21 protein-coding genes and 1 other annotated feature are annotated in these 17,288 nt (G+C 44.8%); of the genes, 3 read left to right on the forward strand and 18 right to left on the reverse strand.

Features of this window, described 5'->3' with window-relative positions:
* The first annotated feature begins 41 nt into the window (after window positions 1-41).
* The gene (locus V6B33_RS10905; RefSeq protein ID WP_334217783.1) at window positions 42-1,178 is read left to right on the forward strand and encodes an IscS subfamily cysteine desulfurase; all 1,137 of its coding nucleotides are present in this window, start codon (window positions 42-44) and stop codon (window positions 1,176-1,178) included.
* Window positions 1,179-1,398: 220 nt separating this feature from the next.
* Window positions 1,399-1,941, forward strand: a complete 543-nt coding sequence (locus V6B33_RS10910; RefSeq protein WP_334217784.1) for a transcription repressor NadR — start codon at window positions 1,399-1,401, stop codon at window positions 1,939-1,941.
* Window positions 1,942-2,002: 61 nt separating this feature from the next.
* Here V6B33_RS10910 and pheA read toward each other — a convergent pair whose 3' ends face one another.
* The 10 genes from pheA to V6B33_RS10960 form a co-directional block, all read right to left on the reverse strand.
* Window positions 2,003-2,854, reverse strand: coding sequence for a prephenate dehydratase (gene pheA, locus V6B33_RS10915; protein WP_334217785.1), 852 nt, complete (start codon window positions 2,852-2,854; stop codon window positions 2,003-2,005).
* A 142-nt stretch (window positions 2,855-2,996) separates the two neighbouring features.
* The gene (locus V6B33_RS10920) at window positions 2,997-3,452 is read right to left on the reverse strand and encodes an ACT domain-containing protein (protein WP_334217786.1); all 456 of its coding nucleotides are present in this window, start codon (window positions 3,450-3,452) and stop codon (window positions 2,997-2,999) included.
* A gap of 26 nt (window positions 3,453-3,478) precedes the next feature.
* Complete coding sequence (gene obgE, locus V6B33_RS10925; RefSeq protein WP_334217787.1) at window positions 3,479-4,768, reverse strand: GTPase ObgE; 1,290 nt, start codon at window positions 4,766-4,768, stop codon at window positions 3,479-3,481.
* Window positions 4,769-4,815: 47 nt separating this feature from the next.
* Window positions 4,816-5,349 (reverse strand): Spo0B C-terminal domain-containing protein, encoded by a 534-nt coding sequence (locus tag V6B33_RS10930; protein ID WP_334217788.1) that lies wholly within the window; start codon window positions 5,347-5,349, stop codon window positions 4,816-4,818.
* Window positions 5,350-5,659: 310 nt separating this feature from the next.
* The gene (gene rpmA, locus V6B33_RS10935) at window positions 5,660-5,950 is read right to left on the reverse strand and encodes a 50S ribosomal protein L27 (RefSeq protein ID WP_044339518.1); all 291 of its coding nucleotides are present in this window, start codon (window positions 5,948-5,950) and stop codon (window positions 5,660-5,662) included.
* Window positions 5,951-5,962: 12 nt separating this feature from the next.
* Entirely contained in the window at window positions 5,963-6,295 is a 333-nt protein-coding gene (locus tag V6B33_RS10940) for a ribosomal-processing cysteine protease Prp (protein WP_334217789.1), read from the reverse strand.
* A gap of 11 nt (window positions 6,296-6,306) precedes the next feature.
* A complete protein-coding gene (gene rplU, locus V6B33_RS10945; RefSeq protein ID WP_334217790.1) occupies window positions 6,307-6,615 on the reverse strand; it encodes a 50S ribosomal protein L21 in 309 nt (102 codons plus the stop codon).
* A 12-nt stretch (window positions 6,616-6,627) separates the two neighbouring features.
* Window positions 6,628-6,706, reverse strand: a sequence feature (ribosomal protein L21 leader region).
* Between the two features lie 67 nt (window positions 6,707-6,773).
* Window positions 6,774-8,219 carry an Rne/Rng family ribonuclease gene (locus V6B33_RS10950; RefSeq protein ID WP_334217791.1) on the reverse strand — a complete coding sequence of 482 codons (1,446 nt, stop codon included), beginning with the start codon at window positions 8,217-8,219 and terminating at the stop codon, window positions 6,774-6,776.
* A gap of 104 nt (window positions 8,220-8,323) precedes the next feature.
* The gene (locus V6B33_RS10955; RefSeq protein ID WP_334217792.1) at window positions 8,324-9,190 is read right to left on the reverse strand and encodes a M50 family metallopeptidase; all 867 of its coding nucleotides are present in this window, start codon (window positions 9,188-9,190) and stop codon (window positions 8,324-8,326) included.
* Entirely contained in the window at window positions 9,183-9,971 is a 789-nt protein-coding gene (locus V6B33_RS10960) for a M23 family metallopeptidase (RefSeq protein ID WP_334217793.1), read from the reverse strand. Before V6B33_RS10960 ends, V6B33_RS10955 begins: the two co-directional genes overlap by 8 nt.
* Before the next feature lie 100 nt (window positions 9,972-10,071).
* On the opposite strand from V6B33_RS10960, the gene V6B33_RS10965 reads away from it, so the two are divergent.
* On the forward strand, window positions 10,072-10,347 hold the full coding sequence (locus V6B33_RS10965; RefSeq protein WP_334217794.1) for a hypothetical protein: 276 nt from the start codon (window positions 10,072-10,074) through the stop codon (window positions 10,345-10,347).
* Here V6B33_RS10965 and minD read toward each other — a convergent pair.
* The 8 genes from minD to V6B33_RS11005 form a co-directional block, all read right to left on the reverse strand.
* Window positions 10,300-11,103: a septum site-determining protein MinD gene (minD, locus tag V6B33_RS10970; RefSeq protein WP_334217795.1), complete on the reverse strand. Its 804-nt coding sequence runs from the start codon at window positions 11,101-11,103 to the stop codon at window positions 10,300-10,302. The genes V6B33_RS10965 and minD overlap by 48 nt on opposite strands.
* 1 nt (window position 11,104) lies before the next feature.
* Window positions 11,105-11,785, reverse strand: coding sequence for a septum site-determining protein MinC (gene minC / locus V6B33_RS10975; RefSeq protein WP_334217796.1), 681 nt, complete (start codon window positions 11,783-11,785; stop codon window positions 11,105-11,107).
* A 129-nt stretch (window positions 11,786-11,914) separates the two neighbouring features.
* Window positions 11,915-12,436, reverse strand: coding sequence for a rod shape-determining protein MreD (gene mreD / locus V6B33_RS10980; RefSeq protein ID WP_334217797.1), 522 nt, complete (start codon window positions 12,434-12,436; stop codon window positions 11,915-11,917).
* Window positions 12,433-13,317, reverse strand: a complete 885-nt coding sequence (mreC, locus tag V6B33_RS10985) for a rod shape-determining protein MreC (RefSeq protein WP_334217798.1) — start codon at window positions 13,315-13,317, stop codon at window positions 12,433-12,435. The genes mreD and mreC overlap by 4 nt, the downstream gene beginning before the upstream one ends.
* 181 nt (window positions 13,318-13,498) lie before the next feature.
* Window positions 13,499-14,506, reverse strand: coding sequence for a rod shape-determining protein (locus V6B33_RS10990; RefSeq protein ID WP_334217799.1), 1,008 nt, complete (start codon window positions 14,504-14,506; stop codon window positions 13,499-13,501).
* 230 nt (window positions 14,507-14,736) lie between these two features.
* Complete coding sequence (gene radC, locus V6B33_RS10995; protein ID WP_334217800.1) at window positions 14,737-15,447, reverse strand: RadC family protein; 711 nt, start codon at window positions 15,445-15,447, stop codon at window positions 14,737-14,739.
* Between the two features lie 31 nt (window positions 15,448-15,478).
* Window positions 15,479-16,219, reverse strand: coding sequence for a Maf family protein (locus V6B33_RS11000; RefSeq protein WP_334217801.1), 741 nt, complete (start codon window positions 16,217-16,219; stop codon window positions 15,479-15,481).
* A complete protein-coding gene (locus V6B33_RS11005) occupies window positions 16,194-17,177 on the reverse strand; it encodes a hypothetical protein (protein ID WP_334217802.1) in 984 nt (327 codons plus the stop codon). The genes V6B33_RS11000 and V6B33_RS11005 overlap by 26 nt, the downstream gene beginning before the upstream one ends.
* Between the last annotated feature and the right edge of the window lie 111 nt (window positions 17,178-17,288).

The raw sequence follows: 17,288 nt of genomic DNA on the forward strand, positions 1-17,288 counted from the left end.
AAGAGTTTTTTTATAGACTGCTAGCTGAAGGAGAATGAAAGATGCTTTATTTCGATTATGCGGCAACGACACCGGTAGATCCGGAATGTTTAAAGATTTATGCGAAAGTCAGTGAAGATTATTGGGGGAATGCCAGCAGCCTGCATGATACGGGCGGGAAAGCTCAGCTTCTGCTGGAGAATTGCCGGAAGCGGCTTGGAGGGGTCTTAGGTGTTCCGGCTCAGGGAATATCGTTTACTTCCGGCGGAACGGAGGGAAATCACCTCGCCCTTCTTTCATTGGCATTCAGTTATGAAAAGAAGGGCAGACATGTCATCATCAGCGGGGCGGAACATTCTTCCCTTCACAGTGCCGCTGCCTTTTTGGAGAGAGAAGGTTTCCTGATCACAATGATTCCTTATACTTCAGAAGGTCTTATCGATCTGGATGCTTTGGAAGAAGCCATTACAGATCAAACGACGGTGGTATCCGTCAGTCATGCCAATGGAGAAATCGGATCGATTCAGCCGCTTCTGGATATAAAGAAACTGCTTCATGGTAAAGATATTTTATTTCATAGTGATATGGTACAATCCTTTGGAAAGTTGGATAGTAAACAAGCTGCTTCGATCGTAGACAGCTTGACGATCTCATCTCATAAAATCTACGGGCCAAAAGGTGTCGGTGCCGTCTATTTTCATCCTAGTTCAGATATCCGTCCCTATATGCCGCACCAAACCCATGAACATGGATTCAGGGGGGGCACTGTAAATCTTCCCGGGATAGCAGGGCTGACAACGGCTGCATTAAAAACAAACCCCCTTGATGAATATGATCACTTTACCGGACTGCGAAACCATTTCTTCAAGGTGCTGGGAAGCTCATCAGAAACCCCGTTCACTGTATACGGTGCTCCCGAGGCCCGCCAGCTCCCCCATATAATCGGGATGAGAATCGACGGAGTAGAAGGTCAATGGCTTATGCTTGAGTGTAACCGGAGAGGCATTCATCTTTCGACAGGCAGTGCCTGTCAGTCGGGAAAACACTCCATTTCGAAGACGCTGGATGCCATGGGATTGGGAGAAAGGGAAGGAAAAGAATTTATCCGCATTTCCCTCGGGAGGGATACAACCCGCGGGCAAATCGAAGAACTTGCAGAAGTCCTCTCCCATATTCGGCACGATGCATACATTTCTTAACTTGAACAATCAATTATGGTATGATTTCCTATATAAAATGCTCTTTTCTACAAGATTGTTGCTGTCGTACGTATCAAGGAGACTGATTGAAGTGCTCGCACATGCTCTTTTCGAACCCAAGTTTTAATAACCGACAATACCCAATTTGTGGTATTTTCTAGTGTGCAAAGTAACAAAGTTTACGAAAAGAGCCATATAATAAAAAACGGAGGAGATAGCAGTGGCAGGGAAAAAGATTCTTGGAGAGGAAAGAAGGCAGGTCATTCTGGATCTTCTCTTATCGAAACAAGCCCCGATAACAGGCGGCGACCTCGCGAAGCTCGCAAATGTAAGCCGGCAGGTCATCGTCAGTGATATCACTTTGCTGAAGGCCAAAGGAGAGCCGATACTTGCTACGAGTCAAGGCTATCTGTATATGCCAAGTTCGAATCGTGACATGATGGCGGAACGGATCGTCGCTTGTCAGCACGCTCCGGACAGGGCAGAAGAGGAACTTTTGTTACTCGTGGATCACGGTGTCACCGTGAAGGATGTAAAAATCGAGCACGGCGTTTACGGTGACCTGACAGCATCCATCATGGTCTCGAACCGGAAAGAAGTGGAAAAGTTCCTAACCAAAATCGAAACAACGCAAGCCGCATACTTATCTGAATTAACAGAAGGTGTGCATTTACATACGCTTATGGCTCACAATGAGGAAACATTGCTGAAAGCAGAAAATGCCCTTAAGGAAGCCGGTTTTTTAATGAAATCATATGGATAAAATGAACCCCCGGTCCTCAAAATCAGGACCGGGGCTTTTACTCGGACGGGCTCAGCATGATTTATTTCTCCAACAGGTAAGATGCATACGTCCCGATCATTTTCACTTCACAACCCAGTGCCTCCATCTCGCTGACGGCTCCCGGCAGCAGCACCTCGTCCATGCCATGGGCAACATCGATCAGGAAGAAATAATCCCCCAAACCGGTCTTCAACGGCCTTGATTCGATCTTGCTTAAATTCAGCTGCCTCCAGGCAAACGTGGAAAGAACCTGATGAAGCGCTCCTGAACGGTCTTTCGGTAGAGTAACCATCAGTGTCGTCTTGTCTCCGCTCTTTTCATGGGGAAGTTCAAGAGAATCATATTGATTATGCAGAACGATGAACCGTGTATGATTGTAAGCAAAATCATGGATGTTCTTATGTATGATCGTTAACCCGTACTCTAGAGCAGCCAATTCATTGCCGATTGCCGCCAGCCTTTCCTGCCCGTGCTCGCTTACATATTTGGCAGCTGCTGCGGTTGACGTCGCCTGCTCCAGTGGAGTGCCCCGGAAATTCTGATGAAGGAATTTATGACACTGAGCGAGTGCATGAGAATGGGACAAAATCTTCTCTACCTTGCTTTCATCTCCGCCATGGCCGGGATGCACCATCAGATGCTGCTGAATAGGGGAAGTAAGCTCGGCAACAATGGATAAATTCGCTTCATGAAACAAGTAATCAACCGTAATATGTACAGAACCCTCCAGTGCGTTTTCCAAAGGGACGACAGCATAGTCAGCCTCTCCCTCAATGACAGCCTCTATACAATCGGGTATCGTAACACAGGGTACTTTATTTTCTACTGGAAAAGCTTTCTTCACGGCAAGGTCCGTGAAAGAAGCCTGAGGTCCTAAATAAGCAATTTTCAAATGGTCTCTTCCTCTCAAGAAATTTATTGAACATTCTAACATGTAAAGGATCGTTTTGTATACTACATCTTTTAAAAAAAGTTATATCAAAATCATTTTTCATGACGGGTTAACATATACTTTCCAGACAAAAAAAGAAGTGTCAGGCCCCTGAGCCCAACACTTCCACTTTCTCCACAAATTCAAGCCTTCTTAAATTTGACAGTAAATCTTCCAAGCCGACTGTGAGATCCGTTACATTAATGGACAGCGTTACGTTCGCTCTCCCTTGCAGCGGGATCGTCTGATGAATGGTTAAAATATTGCATCCATGCTTCGCCGTTTCACTCAGAAGATGCGACAGGGTACCTGAACGATCTTCCAAATGAAAGAATAGCGTGATGATTCTTTCCTTCACGATCGTATGGAACGGGAAGACCGTGTCACGGTATTTGTAAAACGCGCTCCGGCTGAGATCTACACGATTAACGGCTTCCCACACTGAGTCAGCCTTTCCTCTTTCGATCAACTCTTTGGCGTCGAGCGTTTTTTTCATCGCTTCCGGCAGCACATCTTCACGCACTAAATAAAATTTACCGTCCTGAAATTTTTTCCCCACCGATCATTCCTCCAATACGACCAGGCTTAATCAACGAATTCAAATTCATATTTTAACAAGCGTATTGTGTCTCCGTTTTCAGCACCGCGTTCACGCAAGGCTTCATCCACTCCATAAGAACGAAGCTGTCTTGCAAAACGTCTGACGGAATCTTCACGGGAGAAATCAGTCATCTTGAACAACCGTTCAATCTTCGCACCGCTTACAACAAAGGTTCCATCCGGATCACGCGTGATCACAAAGTCGCGCTGATCTTCTTCGTGCCTGTATACCACACGGTGAATGCCTGTTTCTTCTACTTCTTCTGTGATCGGGAATTCTTCCGTGGTCTCCAACTTATCTGCCACTGCAAACAGGAGCTCCTTCAAGCCTTGTTGAGTAAATGCAGAAATCGGGAAGACAGGATAATCATCTTGAAGCTTTTCTTTAAATATTTCCAGATTTCCTTCCGCCTCCGGCATATCCATCTTGTTTGCCACGATGATTTGCGGACGTTCGGTTAAACGAAGGTTATACTGCTTCAACTCTTCATTGATTGTCAGATAATCCTCGTAAGGGTCGCGGCCTTCCATGCCGCTCATATCAATGACATGAACGATGACACGGGTTCTCTCGATATGACGAAGGAACTGATGACCGAGGCCGATTCCTTCATGAGCCCCTTCGATCAGTCCCGGCAGATCGGCCATGACAAAGCTTCTTCCATCCGCCGTTTCGACCATTCCAAGGTTCGGGACGATCGTCGTAAAGTGGTAAGAAGCGATTTTAGGTTTCGCTGCAGATACGACCGATAACAATGTTGATTTTCCAACACTGGGAAATCCGACAAGACCGACATCAGCCAGCAGTTTCAATTCCATCACGATGTAGCGTTCCTGACCCGGCTCGCCTTTTTCCGACAGCTCGGGAGCAGGATTTGCCGGAGTTGCGAATCGTGAATTCCCGCGACCGCCGCGACCGCCTTTCGTGATGACTGCACGCTGTCCATGCTGAATCAAGTCGGCAATCGTTTCACCGGTATCATCATCTTTGACGACCGTACCCGGCGGCACTTTCACGACCATATCTTCCGCATTTCTTCCATGCTGGTTCTTACTCATGCCATGCTCTCCGCGAGGTGCCTTGAAATGACGCTGATAACGGAAATCCATCAGCGTTCTGAGTCCTTCGTCCACTTCAAAGATGACATCGGCCCCATGACCGCCGTCCCCGCCGGCAGGACCGCCTTTAGGCACATATTTTTCACGGCGGAATGCAACCATCCCGTTACCGCCGTCTCCGCCTTTTGTATAGATCTTGACCTGATCGACAAACATACTTTCACTCCTAACTTATCCATCACGTTGATATCATTATGTAAATGCTATTCAACTGAAAGATGAATCACAAACGCTTCATTTTGAAGCAGTTCCGTCTCTATATTTTGTCCGTTTTCCAGTTTATTTTTAATCCATTCTTCCAAACCATCCGTTTCTTTTAGTATACCTGTGAAATCGAATATAAAACGGGGATTTTCCTCGGAAAGGTTGATGATTAAAGAAAGCTGGTTTTCCGCTTTGGCCACTGCATTGGATTCAATAAGTTCCATAACCTCTTTGCATAAGAGGACGAGCTTTCGATCGTTAAGCGTCCGGGCATACTCTGTCTGCCCGACTTCGAACTCCAATTTCACCAAATGGGTCGACCAATTATATGTTAAAATCCATTCTGCCAATAATGGAAGTTTCAGATTTGATAGCTTTGATTCATTTTGCGCCGAGAGTACCATGGTATCTATGACTTGTTTGGCACGCTCCACCCGATCTAACTCAAGATTGCCTTTGATTAACTGCAGATCGTTCATCCAATCATGACGGGCATGTCTCAATGCGTCCACTATACCCCAATTTTCGCTCATATAATAACTCCTATACTTTATGTGCTATTAGTTAGTATATCAAAGATGAGCATGCTTCGTATATTGTTTATGAAAAAAGTGTCGAAGGAACGGTATTCAGGACGGGCACGTTGAGTATCATGATCGGCGCAGCGAAATGCAGAAGTTGATCATAATGCACCGTTAGTTGAAAATAAGACCTAGATGGTTGAAAAATACAAATCATCGTTCGTTCAAAACAAGTCGAAAAATGGCCAGTTTTCAAGTTTTCTCCACAAAAAAATAAAACTCTAACCGAAAGTCGGTTAGAGTTTTCGTTAAAGATATGCGATTAAGCTTCATTCGCAACAGGGTATACGCTCACTTTTTTCTTGTCACGACCCATGCGTTCGAAACGAACAACACCGTCTGTTTTAGCAAAAAGTGTATCGTCACCGCCACGGCCAACGTTCAAACCCGGATAGATCTTTGTACCGCGTTGACGGTAAAGAATCGATCCGCCTGTAACCATTTGTCCGTCTGCACGCTTAGCACCAAGACGCTTAGAGATAGAGTCACGACCATTTTTAGTCGAACCTACTCCTTTTTTAGACGCGAAAAACTGAAGGTCTAATCTTAACATCTGTTCCACCTCCTACTTTTTGAAGGTTATTTTAATGAAATCACGATAGTCTCTTTCAATTGTCTGCAGGCTGATCACCATACTACTGAGCAGCAGCTGGACCTTCATATCCGTTTCTTCCGATAAGCCGTCAGGGATGACGCAGCTCAAAAATCCCCCATCGGCAGATTGCTCGATTAAAGGTTCTACACCGGTTAATGACATAATGGCATTAACACTTCCGAATGAAACAGCTGAGGCACCGGCACAAACGATATCCTGCCCATGTTCGGCAAAATCTGCATGACCGTCCATAGAAAAAGAACGAATTCTTTCGCCGGACTTCTCAACGTAAACGTTAATCATTCAATCACGCCTTACGCGTTGATTTTGTCAATTACAACTTTAGTGTAAGGTTGACGGTGACCTTGCTTACGACGGTAGTTCTTCTTAGGCTTGTACTTGAATACTACAAGCTTTTTCGCGCGGCCTTGTTTTTCAACCTTCGCTGTTACAGTAGCTCCACCCACTAATGGACTTCCTACCTTCACATCGTCACCACCAACGAAAAGAACCTTGTCGAATGTTACCGTATCACCTTCACCTGCGTTTAGCTTTTCGATGTAGATTGCTTGACCAGCTTCTACACGGATTTGCTTACCACCTGTTTCGATAATTGCGTACATAATCGCACCTCCTTATAAACTCAGACTCGCCAATCACAGGTGCTGGATCTCTCCACACTTTAAGACCTGTTCTGAGCGGTTGTAGCACGGGTGCTACAATCAATAACATTAGAATCCTATCACAATTCGAGAGTGTGTGTCAATATAATTCCCGAAATTCATATAATCTTTGCGATTTGATAATGCGGATGTGAAAGTTCGATGACTTTAAGATCAAGCTTACTATTCAGTGCTTTCTCAAGTCTTCTCACATGTTGATTGTCAATGCCGGTAAACACATCAAGTACATCCTTCGTTGCTTCTATGGTGATGTTCGCTGTGTCGTTGCCCTGGTATTCCCACAGATCCCTCTCCAGTTGAAATGCTTTGCTCTCTGGGCTGACGATCCTGCCGGTTCCGCTGCACACAGGACATGGTACGGTTAAATATTCACGCAGAGATGGCCTTGTTCTTTTTCTTGTCAGTTCGAGGACTCCCAGTGAAGTAAATCCCAAAACGTTCGTTCGCTGTGAATCAGCTTGAAGAGCTTCGCTGAAGAGTGACAGCACCTCCTGACGGTGACTTTCTTTTTTCATGTCGATGAAATCAATCAGGATGATCCCGCTGATATTCCTGAGGACCAATTGCTTCGCCATCTCCACTGCAGCAAGTTTATTTGTCTGCAATACGGTTTGTTCGAGATCATCTTTACCCGTGAATTTACCCGAGTTGACGTCCACGACAGTCAGCGCTTCTGTCGATTCAATGAGCAGAAATGCACCGTTCTCAAGCCAGACCACTTTTTTTAAGGCGTTTTTCCAAACAGCAGCAACCCCGAAATGGTGAAAAATATTTTCATTTTGCCGATAAAGCTCGATCGACCATTTTTCGCTGTATTGAGCATTGATCCAAGTCTTCAAGTGTTCAAAGCAGGAGAAGTCATCTACATATATGTTCCCGCCTTTACCTCTTTTCAATTGTTCAAACAAGTCCGTATAGAATGCGTCTTCTTTATATAAGAGAGCAGGAGCTTTACTGCGCCGGCTCAATCCCTCGAGTGCACGGAACCGGGTTCGCAGCGCTTCCAGTTCTTCCGTCAACTCTTTCCATTCGGCCGTTGAAGCATTCGTACGGAAAACAATGCCTTCTTTTTCATTTTTCCACTCTTTTCCCGCCCGTTTAAGGTCCCGTCTTTTCGTTTCATCAAGTTTCTTTGATACGGCGATATAATGGCCTTCAGGCATATAGACAAGATGCTCGCCTTTCAGTTCAATCACAGCCGACAATTTCGGGCCTTTGGTCCCTGCCGCATCCTTCGTCACCTGTACAAGGAGTTTTTGCCCTTCATGCACACATTTCCCGATCGGCAAAGCAGTATCTCCGCTGTGATAAGCTTCGATGTTTTGAGGGAATTCCTTTTCGTGGAGATAGCCGTTTTTATCATGGCCGATATCCACAAAGGCTGCGCCAAGACCCTTTTGCACCTTGACAACTTTCCCATAATAAATATTCCCGGTCAGTGTTTCTTCCTGGGGCTGATACGTATAGAGTCCGCTGACCTTTTGATCTTTACGCAGAACCCAGCGTTTTTCCCTTCCTTTTCCATGCACAATGATTTCTTCCAACGGACGACCCCTCTTTCTGTATAAGTCAAAAGAAAAAGGATTGACTTCGATCGTCAAACCTTTGTATTATCTACTATTCACTTTATACAGTCTTCTGGCATTCGTCAATAAAGGTAGAGCAGGTCCTTTGTTTTGGCATCGGTCATTTTTTCCGCAAAGAATGCATGAAGAAGTTCATATTCATCAAGCTTCCCCACTTCCATCCCTCCATCAAGGACGACAAGTGGATGCTTCACCCCGCGTTGAAATCGTTCCACTACCGTCAGGAGTGTATCCTCTCCTTCGATGGGCAGGGGTTTCAAATCGGCGAATTGATGACTGTTGCCATAATAACGTTCCAACAGAAACTTCATGAAGGTAAACCTTCTCTGCTTCCAGTCCATCCATAGTGAAAAATAGAGAAAGGATAACACAATCCAAAGATTCAAATGAAATGGAGCGATTACAAGTACGGTTAAATGAAACAAGATCAGCAGAGACAAGGAACTGATCAGCGTCATTTCATATGCTTTAAGGTATGTGTATTTAAGCGATAAAAGCAGCGAAATCAGCTTTCCGCCGTCAAGCGGCCAAATCGGAAGAAGATTGAAGAGCAGTACCATCAGATTAAATTGAAAAAAGAGTGTGAATAACTCCTCGCTGATGAAGCTTCCCTGCATCAGGATCCATCCAGCCCCCACGAGCCAGATATGTTGAAGCGGTCCCGAAATGATCACCCAGAATTCCTCATGAAGCGAGCGGTTCCCGTGTTCATCCATTTCAGCCACTCCCCCAAATGGGAGGAGCGCAATTCTTTTCACTCTCCACGAATAATGCTGAGCCATCATTCCATGCCCCAATTCGTGAATTGTAATGATGAAGAGAAGCATGATCAACTCAAGGAAATGAGCTGTCGCTATGCCGATCGCCATGACAAGCCAGAGCAGTGGATGAATATAAAGTTTCTTTACCGCCGAAGTAAAATTAGTCAAATGATATCACCTGTATCGGGTCGATGAATTCATCACCCATTTTAATGGCCAAATAAAATTCCCCGGAGACATCGCTTTCCCCGCTGGTTGAAACTTTTCCCAATGATGAGCCTTTGTCGACATATTCATATTGATTTACTTCAATTGATTCGAGATGACCATACCAGGATTCCGACTTATCTTTGTGCTGGACGACGACTGTATTGCCAAGCTTATCTTTCTTTCCTGCAAAAATAACCAGACCTCCCTTCATCGCTGCCACATCTTCTCCAAATTCGGTTTCAAGCATGATGCCCTGTCCATTTGTCTTAAAATTCTCTACCACTTTTCCGGAAGCCGGCTGTGCATATTCCTCTGTGGTAACAGCGGAAGAAGGGTTTTTATCCTCAGATCCTCCCGGGAGTAATGCCAATGGCTTACCGAACTGATCCTCATACCAGGAAGATATCGCGGCAAATTGGAATTCTGTTTCCATCGCCCTGTTCACAGCCGTCTTCGCCTCATCAAAAACAGGAGAAGGGCTCTTGAACATAATCGCTGTAATCAAAACCATGATGCCCGCACCTAAGATCTTCAACATGAAGGTCTCTTTTTTGAATAAGGGGTGAAATCCTTCCGGGGGTGGTCCGCCTTCAAAGCTTGAATACCGCTCTGATCCATAGCGTTCTTCATCACTCGGCAGAAAGTAAGAACCCTGCGTGTATCCACGCTGAGAAGTCATATTATTCGTTTTCTTCCTTTTAGCGATCCGCTTTCTTATTTCATCCGCTCGATTCCCCATGAACACCATTCCTTTTTATAAGGTATTGTCCAGCTCAGCGCCAAACGATTCTGATTTTTTTCGCATGCTACAATGTATGACTTGTCCGAAGGGATTATTCATGAAAGAAAACAAAATTGGCGATGAGAGGGCGGACTGGGTGGTGCCTGGCTCAAAACACACCATTTGTGCCTGGCTCAAAACACACCATTTGTGCCTGGCTCAAAACACACCATTTGTGCCTGGCTCAAAACACACCATTTGTGCCTGGCTCAAAACACGGATGCATGTAAAAAAACCCGACAATGTCCGGGTGGACACTATCGGGTTTCTGATTTCTATTAATCTGTCAGGCTTTGACTCCGAAAAGCTTTTTGATTTTTGTGAAGACGCCTGATTTGCTCTCTTCAAGCGATTGCAGGGGCACGGATTCACCAAGGATCCGTCTCGCGATATTCCGGTAAGAAATGGACGCTTTGCTTGTAGAATCAAGTGCGATCGGCTCACCTTTATTAGACGATTTGATGACATTGTCATCGTCCGCGACAATCCCAAGAAGGTCGATTGAAAGATGGGCAGTGATTTCATCCACATCAAGCATTTCACCATTTTTCATCATATGGCTGCGTATCCGATTGATGATCAGTTTAGGCGGTTCGATCTCCTCTTTCTCAAGCAGTCCGATGATCCGGTCTGCATCACGGACAGCGGAGATTTCCGGAGTGGTCACAACGATGGCGCGGTCCGCACCCGCCACTGCATTCTTGTATCCCTGCTCGATTCCGGCAGGGCAGTCAATGATGATGTAATCATAGTCCTGCTTCAGATCCAGCACCAGCTTCTTCATCTGTTCTGGATTCACCGCTGATTTATCACTTGTCTGTGCTGCAGGGAGCAGGAACAATTTGTCCTCGAACCGTTTATCCTTCACCAGTGCCTGATGAACTTTACAGCGCCCTTCCACGACATCGACTAAATCATATATGATTCTGTTTTCGAGCCCCATCACAACATCAAGGTTCCTGAGACCGATATCCGTATCAATCAGACACACTTTTTTCCCTTGTAGAGCTAATGCTGTACCAACATTGGCAGAAGTAGTCGTCTTACCGACCCCGCCTTTACCTGAAGTAACAACTATGGCTTCACCCACATTAGCTTCCTCCTTTAAAACTCGTAATATTTGGTCTAAGATGCTTCAGTACCTGCAGACGGTCGACAACGATCTGACCCTGATCATCTATGTAAGCACATTCCATATCGTGCAGATCTTCATCAAGCGGCCGATCAGGTGCACGATTCAAACATTCTGCGATACGCAGCTGGGACGGGAGCATTTTCGAAGCGACGATGACGGCCTCTTCTTTCCCTTTGCAGCCTGCATGGGCAATTCCCTTTAAAGCACCCAATATGTAGATGTTCCCTCCTGCAAGGATCCTGCCGCCGGGGTTCACATCACCTACAATCAGCATATCCCCCGGTGTTTCGATCACTTGTCCTGAGCGAATGACACCTGTAATCGTTTCTATATTTCGTTCATTCATTAATTTTTCTGATTCACTTTTTGTGACGACATTACTCCATACTTCGTTTACGACCAGATTGCGTTTTTGCCTGACTATTTCTTTCAGCTCTTCCACTTGATCTTCTGTCAGATAACGGTTACCCGTTTGGATATTAACCGTGAGTAAAGGGGTCCCTTCCGATTCACGGTAATGTGCAGACAGTTTTTCGTCCAACTCTTTCTTTACATCATCAAACGAACATTGATCATTGAGATGAAGGGTAAGTCCTTCCTTTGTTCCCTTGATCATTACATTTGGTTTCTTTTTCATGGCGTAATTTTTCACCTCAGTCGTCTATAAATTCGACATAAGCACGGGCATATCCTTTTTTTCACAAGACAAATTTCGCAATTTCCATGCAAAAAAATATTTTCTTCCTCTCTTTTAACAATCAAGCTGTCAATCTTCCAAAAGCTGCTTTTGCTTCCTTTGAAGAAGTAGTTTGAAAGGATAAGAAAAGATGATATAAAAGACGGCATTCAGCACCAATGTTGGCCATAAGCGTGAATCGGCAAATTGGATTAGCGTCATGTCTGTACGCTGGATGATGACATTGATCTGATACACAAGAAATTCGAGCACGGATAGATTCACTAGAACAATGAGCGCGAATACAACCAGATTATTGTGCAGGATCTTCATCATTGCGTGTGTAAGAAAAACGACAAATGGAAAGAACACTAAATAAATCCCGTTGATTTCCGTATAGTAAATATCAAACAGGAACCCAAAGATGAATCCATATAATAATGCCGTTTTATATTGAAAGAAACCACATATGAAAAGAATGAAGATGATCAAGAAATGAGGCACAAGTGTGCGCTGATCGAATAATTCCATTTCGGGAAAAAGCATGACGAACAGACTTTCACTGTAAAAGATAAAGAGAGTCACTAAAGGAAGGATGAGCCGGTTGATCATTGCCCTTCCTCCCCGGTATCCTCTTCAGTCCCTGTCTCGGAAACACCTTTCATTTCACGGTCGATCACCATGACGTGCTCTAAATGATAGAAGTCGGCTGCCGGTTTGACATAAGCAGTCTGGGTAAGTCCGTATTGATCAGGCTTGACCTCTTTAACCTCTCCGACCACCAGCCCTTTTGGAAATACGCCGCCAAGACCGGAAGTGATCACTTTAGAGCCTTTCTCGACTTTCAAATCATTCGGAATCCGTTTGACCAGGATTTCTTTTTTCTCATTGTCATATCCTTCAATCCAGCCGTTGATATCCTGCTTTCCCTGGATGACAGTTGATATGCGGTTCTTCGTGTTATTTGTTGAAATGAGTTCAACAGTTGAAGAAAATTCATTGACGCTTTTAACCTTTCCGATCAATCCGGAAGATGAAATCACAGCCATATCGGATTTAATGCCATTCACTTCACCTTTATCGATTGTAATCAGTTCATGCCATTGATCAGGGTTTCTCGCAATGACCGTAGCCTGAATGGTATCATAGCTTCTTAAATCTTCCTTCTTTTCTAAAACAGCTCTCAGCTCTTCATTATCCTGATTCAGGTCCCTTACCTGCGTTTCAAGCTTTACAAGCTCGTCGAGGCGGGATTTCAATTTTTCATTTTCAGTGTATGTATTATGAAGATCTTGAACATTTTCTATTACTCCGACAGTATAATTGACGGGCTTGGAAACCAATGATTGTCCGAATCCTACCATATCTTTCACAAACTGCTCCGGCCAGCTGATGCTGTCTCTTTCCCGTAACGAAAACCCAATTAAAGCTACGAGGACGATGATGCTGACAAGCAGGATGATGAGTCGTTTATTCAGGAAGAATTGTGGCATGCTGTACACCTCAATCTTTTTTTAATTCTATTAAATACTATATCAAAACTTCATCGTTTTTGATATCGTTCACCATATTATTCATTTTTTCGACATTTACTAAGCGTAAAAAAGATGGGGCCGCCTTAAATGTACTAAGGTGAAGTACTTTAAGGAACAGTCCCCACTTCTTATCTAAAGATTATTTACCGCGATTTTTGAAAAGGTGGATATGATCGAGTGCTTTACCTGTGCCGATCGCAACGCAATCAAGAGGTTCTTCAGCGATAAGGACTGGCATTTTCGTTTCATCACTGATCACTTTATCCATATTCCGGAGCAGCGCGCCACCGCCTGTCAACACAATCCCTCTATCCATGATGTCTGCTGCCAGTTCAGGTGGTGTCTTCTCCAGTGTACTCTTAACAGCATCGACAATCGTATATACCGTATCATGAAGTGCAGAAGCAATTTCAGCAGCTGTCACTTCAATCGTTTTCGGCAGACCTGTCAAAAGGTCGCGTCCGCGGATTTCCATCGATTCGATTCCTTCAGGATCTCCTGCTGAACCGACTTCCATCTTGATCGTTTCAGACGTACGGTCACCGATCATCAGGTTATACGTCTTACGGATGTAATTGACGATGGCATCATCCATTTCATCGCCTGCTACACGGATGGATTGACTGGTCACGATCCCCCCGAGCGAAATGATGGCAACTTCTGTCGTCCCGCCGCCGATGTCCACGACCATGCTGCCCGTCGGCTCCCAGACTGGAAGGTTGGCACCGATGGCAGCTGCGAAGGGTTCTTCGATCGTATACGCATCCCTTGCCCCTGCCTGTCTTGTCGCGTCAATGACCGCACGTTCTTCCACACCGGTAATTCCGGACGGGACACATACCATAACATACGGCTTTCTTGAAAATGCATTTTTATTTTTCACAGCCTGCTTTATGTAATATTTCATCATTGTAGCAGTCGTTTCGTAGTCTGCAATGACTCCGTCTTTCATCGGTCGTAGTGCAACTACATTCCCCGGTGTTCTTCCAATCATATTTTTTGCATCGTTCCCGACGGCAACGATTTGTTTATTATCAGTTTGAAGTGCCACTACGGAAGGCTCGCGCACAACGATGCCTTTTCCTTTTACATACACCAATGTGTTAGCTGTTCCTAAGTCAATTCCTAAATCCTTCGTTCCAAACATGAATGGTATCTCCCTTTCTGATACAAATTGGCTGGTCTATATTTAACTAAACAGGAGAGTTGTCCAAACTCTTAATCCTCGATTTTTTTACAATAATTGATATTTCATGACATAACGAAAAGACCCATCCTTAGAGAGAATGACTCTTTTTTAATGAGCTACGTTTTGAATCGCCTATTTGCAAAAATCATAAGCATAATTATATCGTAATCATTAAAAAAATCCTAGTGTCATAAATAACCTTTTTCTTTTAAACTGATAAATTTTTTCTCTCCTATTATAAGATGATCCAGTATATCAATACCAATGATTCGACCGCATTCTACCAATCTCTTCGTCACCTCGATGTCTTCCCTGCTTGGAGTAGGGTCCCCGGACGGGTGGTTATGGATACAGATGATCGATGCAGCCGATCGCCTGAATGCTTCTTTGAATACCTCCCTGGGGTGCACGATCGACGCGTTCAGGCTGCCGATGAATATGGTCTGTTTATGGAGAACTTGATTTTTTGTATTGAGGTAGAGGCATACGAAGTGTTCCTGAGCCAGGAATCTCATGTCATTCATGACATAATTAGCCCCGTCTTCCGGGGAGCGGATGCTGTAACGGTCATCGAACGCAAGATTGCCGATCCTCCTGCCAAGTTCGACGGCAGCCATGATCTGGACGGCCTTTGCAAGCCCGATGCCTTTAGTTTTCGTGATTTCTTCAAGCGACGCGTCCTTTAATAAATTCAGACCGTCAAAACTTGTCAGCAGCCGGTTTGACAGCTGAAGAACAGATTCGGATTTTGTCCCTGTACGGAGCAGGATCGCCAGCAATTCCTGATTCGAGAGACTGGCGGCACCGCTTTGGACTAGCCGCTCCCTCGGTCTTTCATCCTGGGGGAAGTCCCGTATCATCAATTTATTCTCACTCTGTTTCGGCAGTGTTTTTTCCATTGGTCCTCCTTTATCCGTTAAAGGAGTCGTTCTATTGAAGATGTCCCATCTCGTGCAGTGCCCGGTAAACCCTTGAGAGGGGCAAGCCGACGACAGAGAAATAATCCCCTTTAATTTCTTTCACGAGTTTTGCCCCGAGTCCCTGGATTCCGTAAGCCCCGGCTTTATCGAAAGGTTCTTCAGAAGCGATATAGCCTTCGATCTCCCTGGATGTCAACTCCCAAAACGTAACATCTGTTTTTTCATAAAATAAAGATTGGTTTTCACCATGAAGAATCGCCACACCAGTATATACCTCGTGTGTTTCACCAGACAGCATGGCAAGCATCTCGTTTGCCTCTTCTTTCGACCGTGGTTTTCCGAGGATCGAATCACCGAGCGCCACTACTGTATCTGCCCCTAATACATATGACTCAGGATATTTTCTTGAAATTTCGTTTGCTTTTTTCATGGCAAGTTCCATTACCACTTCATGGGGTTTTAAATGTGGGGCAACTGTTTCAACGACCTGGCTGCTCATAACAGAGAAGGAAAGTTGAATTTGCTGAAGAAGCTCTTTGCGTCGAGGAGATTGTGAAGCAAGTATGAGGTTGGACATACACCATACCAGTCCTTTCCAGTATAGATTGGGAGATACAGAATAATCGTACCAAATCCTTCCTCCATAAACAAGCAGAAGGCGACAAGTAGTTGCACCACTTGTCGCCCCATTTATTATTTCCTGGAAAATAGTCGTAAAACCGTGTTTATTGTAATTTGCTGTATGATTCAAGATATCCCAAGAGCTCTCCCTGGACTTTCGCCGCATCCTCTGATGTCTTCATTGCCAGTGTCTGCTTGGCGGCATTCGCTACCGATTCTTTCATTTCCACGATTGTTTCTTGCTGAACGTTGAACTTCTCGATTTCTTTCAATCCGGATTCAATGGTTTCCGAGGCAGATTCATTCGCTTTTCCATTCAACACGCCACTGCTGCTCTCTTCGGCTAGAATGGCATAGAGCCCGCTGGCTTTTTCAAGGAATGATTTTTCTTCTTTTGTTGCCTTGACCTCTTTTGAACCAAGCTGGAAGTCTTTGGCGTATACTTCCACTCCACCCTTCTTCATGTCTTCCCCGAGAAGTTTAGCCGTTTCGAGATCCGCTGACACTCCAAGCAGCAGGAACCACTGCCCATCCTTTTCAATAGAGGCGCTGGTGATCCCTTTTGAGGTCAAAGTGTCCTGCATGGCAGTCAATGTTTCTTGGGAGGAAAAGACTCCCCCCTGCAGGACGGAAGTCGAAAATTCCTTCAGTCCGACAACGGATGCAGTTTCACTTCCCTCTGCCACGCCTGCCTCGGTCTTGTCCTGTAATGAAGCTGCCGGTACGGCTCCTCCATCCGTTGTCGTGATTACTTTCAGGGTTCCAAATCCGAGTACGGCTCCGACGACTACCGCCCCGATAATGGACATGAGAAGATTTACGGAATGATGAAAAGGATTTTTAAATGATTTCTTTTTCTTCACTTTCTTGCCGCTCACATAATTGATTTTTTTGTATTCCTTTGGAGGCTGTGGAGCTTCGTCAGGCAGGATCCAATCAAAGCCCTGATCTTCAAGCTTCTCTTCTCCTGCTGCCGTTTCCTTTTTCCCCAGCTTCCAATCGTGTACACGATAATCCTCTTCGAAATCCGTACTCTCACCATTTATTTTGATGGAGATTTTTTTATCACCTTTAGACTTGTCCACCATCGCCACCCTCCTTCATCTATTTTTTTCCATGCTATCACATCCCATAAAAAAAAGAACAAGACTTTTGTCGTCTTGTCCTAAGAGGTTTTCGTCAAATTTTTCATTTAAGAA

The sequence above is a fragment of the Mangrovibacillus sp. Mu-81 genome (genome assembly GCF_036867415.1).
GTDB lineage: Bacteria > Bacillota > Bacilli > Bacillales > Bacillaceae_B > Rossellomorea.

What these genes read in the sequence shown, in the direction of transcription:
- V6B33_RS10905 (WP_334217783.1), top strand. Translation starts at nt 42, where the DNA reads ATGCTTTATTTCGATTATGCGGCAACGACACCGGTAGATCCGGAATGT.
- V6B33_RS10990 (WP_334217799.1), bottom strand. Translation starts at nt 14,506, where the DNA reads ATGTTTGGAACGAAGGATTTAGGAATTGACTTAGGAACAGCTAACACA.
- rplU (WP_334217790.1), bottom strand. Translation starts at nt 6,615, where the DNA reads ATGTACGCAATTATCGAAACAGGTGGTAAGCAAATCCGTGTAGAAGCT.
- minC (WP_334217796.1), bottom strand. Translation starts at nt 11,785, where the DNA reads ATGAAAAAGAAACCAAATGTAATGATCAAGGGAACAAAGGAAGGACTT.
- radC (WP_334217800.1), bottom strand. Translation starts at nt 15,447, where the DNA reads ATGGAAAAAACACTGCCGAAACAGAGTGAGAATAAATTGATGATACGG.
- V6B33_RS10930 (WP_334217788.1), bottom strand. Translation starts at nt 5,349, where the DNA reads ATGAGCGAAAATTGGGGTATAGTGGACGCATTGAGACATGCCCGTCAT.
- obgE (WP_334217787.1), bottom strand. Translation starts at nt 4,768, where the DNA reads ATGTTTGTCGATCAGGTCAAGATCTATACAAAAGGCGGAGACGGCGGT.
- mreC (WP_334217798.1), bottom strand. Translation starts at nt 13,317, where the DNA reads ATGCCACAATTCTTCCTGAATAAACGACTCATCATCCTGCTTGTCAGC.
- V6B33_RS10960 (WP_334217793.1), bottom strand. Translation starts at nt 9,971, where the DNA reads ATGGGGAATCGAGCGGATGAAATAAGAAAGCGGATCGCTAAAAGGAAG.
- V6B33_RS10940 (WP_334217789.1), bottom strand. Translation starts at nt 6,295, where the DNA reads ATGATTAACGTTTACGTTGAGAAGTCCGGCGAAAGAATTCGTTCTTTT.
- V6B33_RS11005 (WP_334217802.1), bottom strand. Translation starts at nt 17,177, where the DNA reads ATGGTGGACAAGTCTAAAGGTGATAAAAAAATCTCCATCAAAATAAAT.
- V6B33_RS10965 (WP_334217794.1), top strand. Translation starts at nt 10,072, where the DNA reads ATGAAAGAAAACAAAATTGGCGATGAGAGGGCGGACTGGGTGGTGCCT.
- mreD (WP_334217797.1), bottom strand. Translation starts at nt 12,436, where the DNA reads ATGATCAACCGGCTCATCCTTCCTTTAGTGACTCTCTTTATCTTTTAC.
- rpmA (WP_044339518.1), bottom strand. Translation starts at nt 5,950, where the DNA reads ATGTTAAGATTAGACCTTCAGTTTTTCGCGTCTAAAAAAGGAGTAGGT.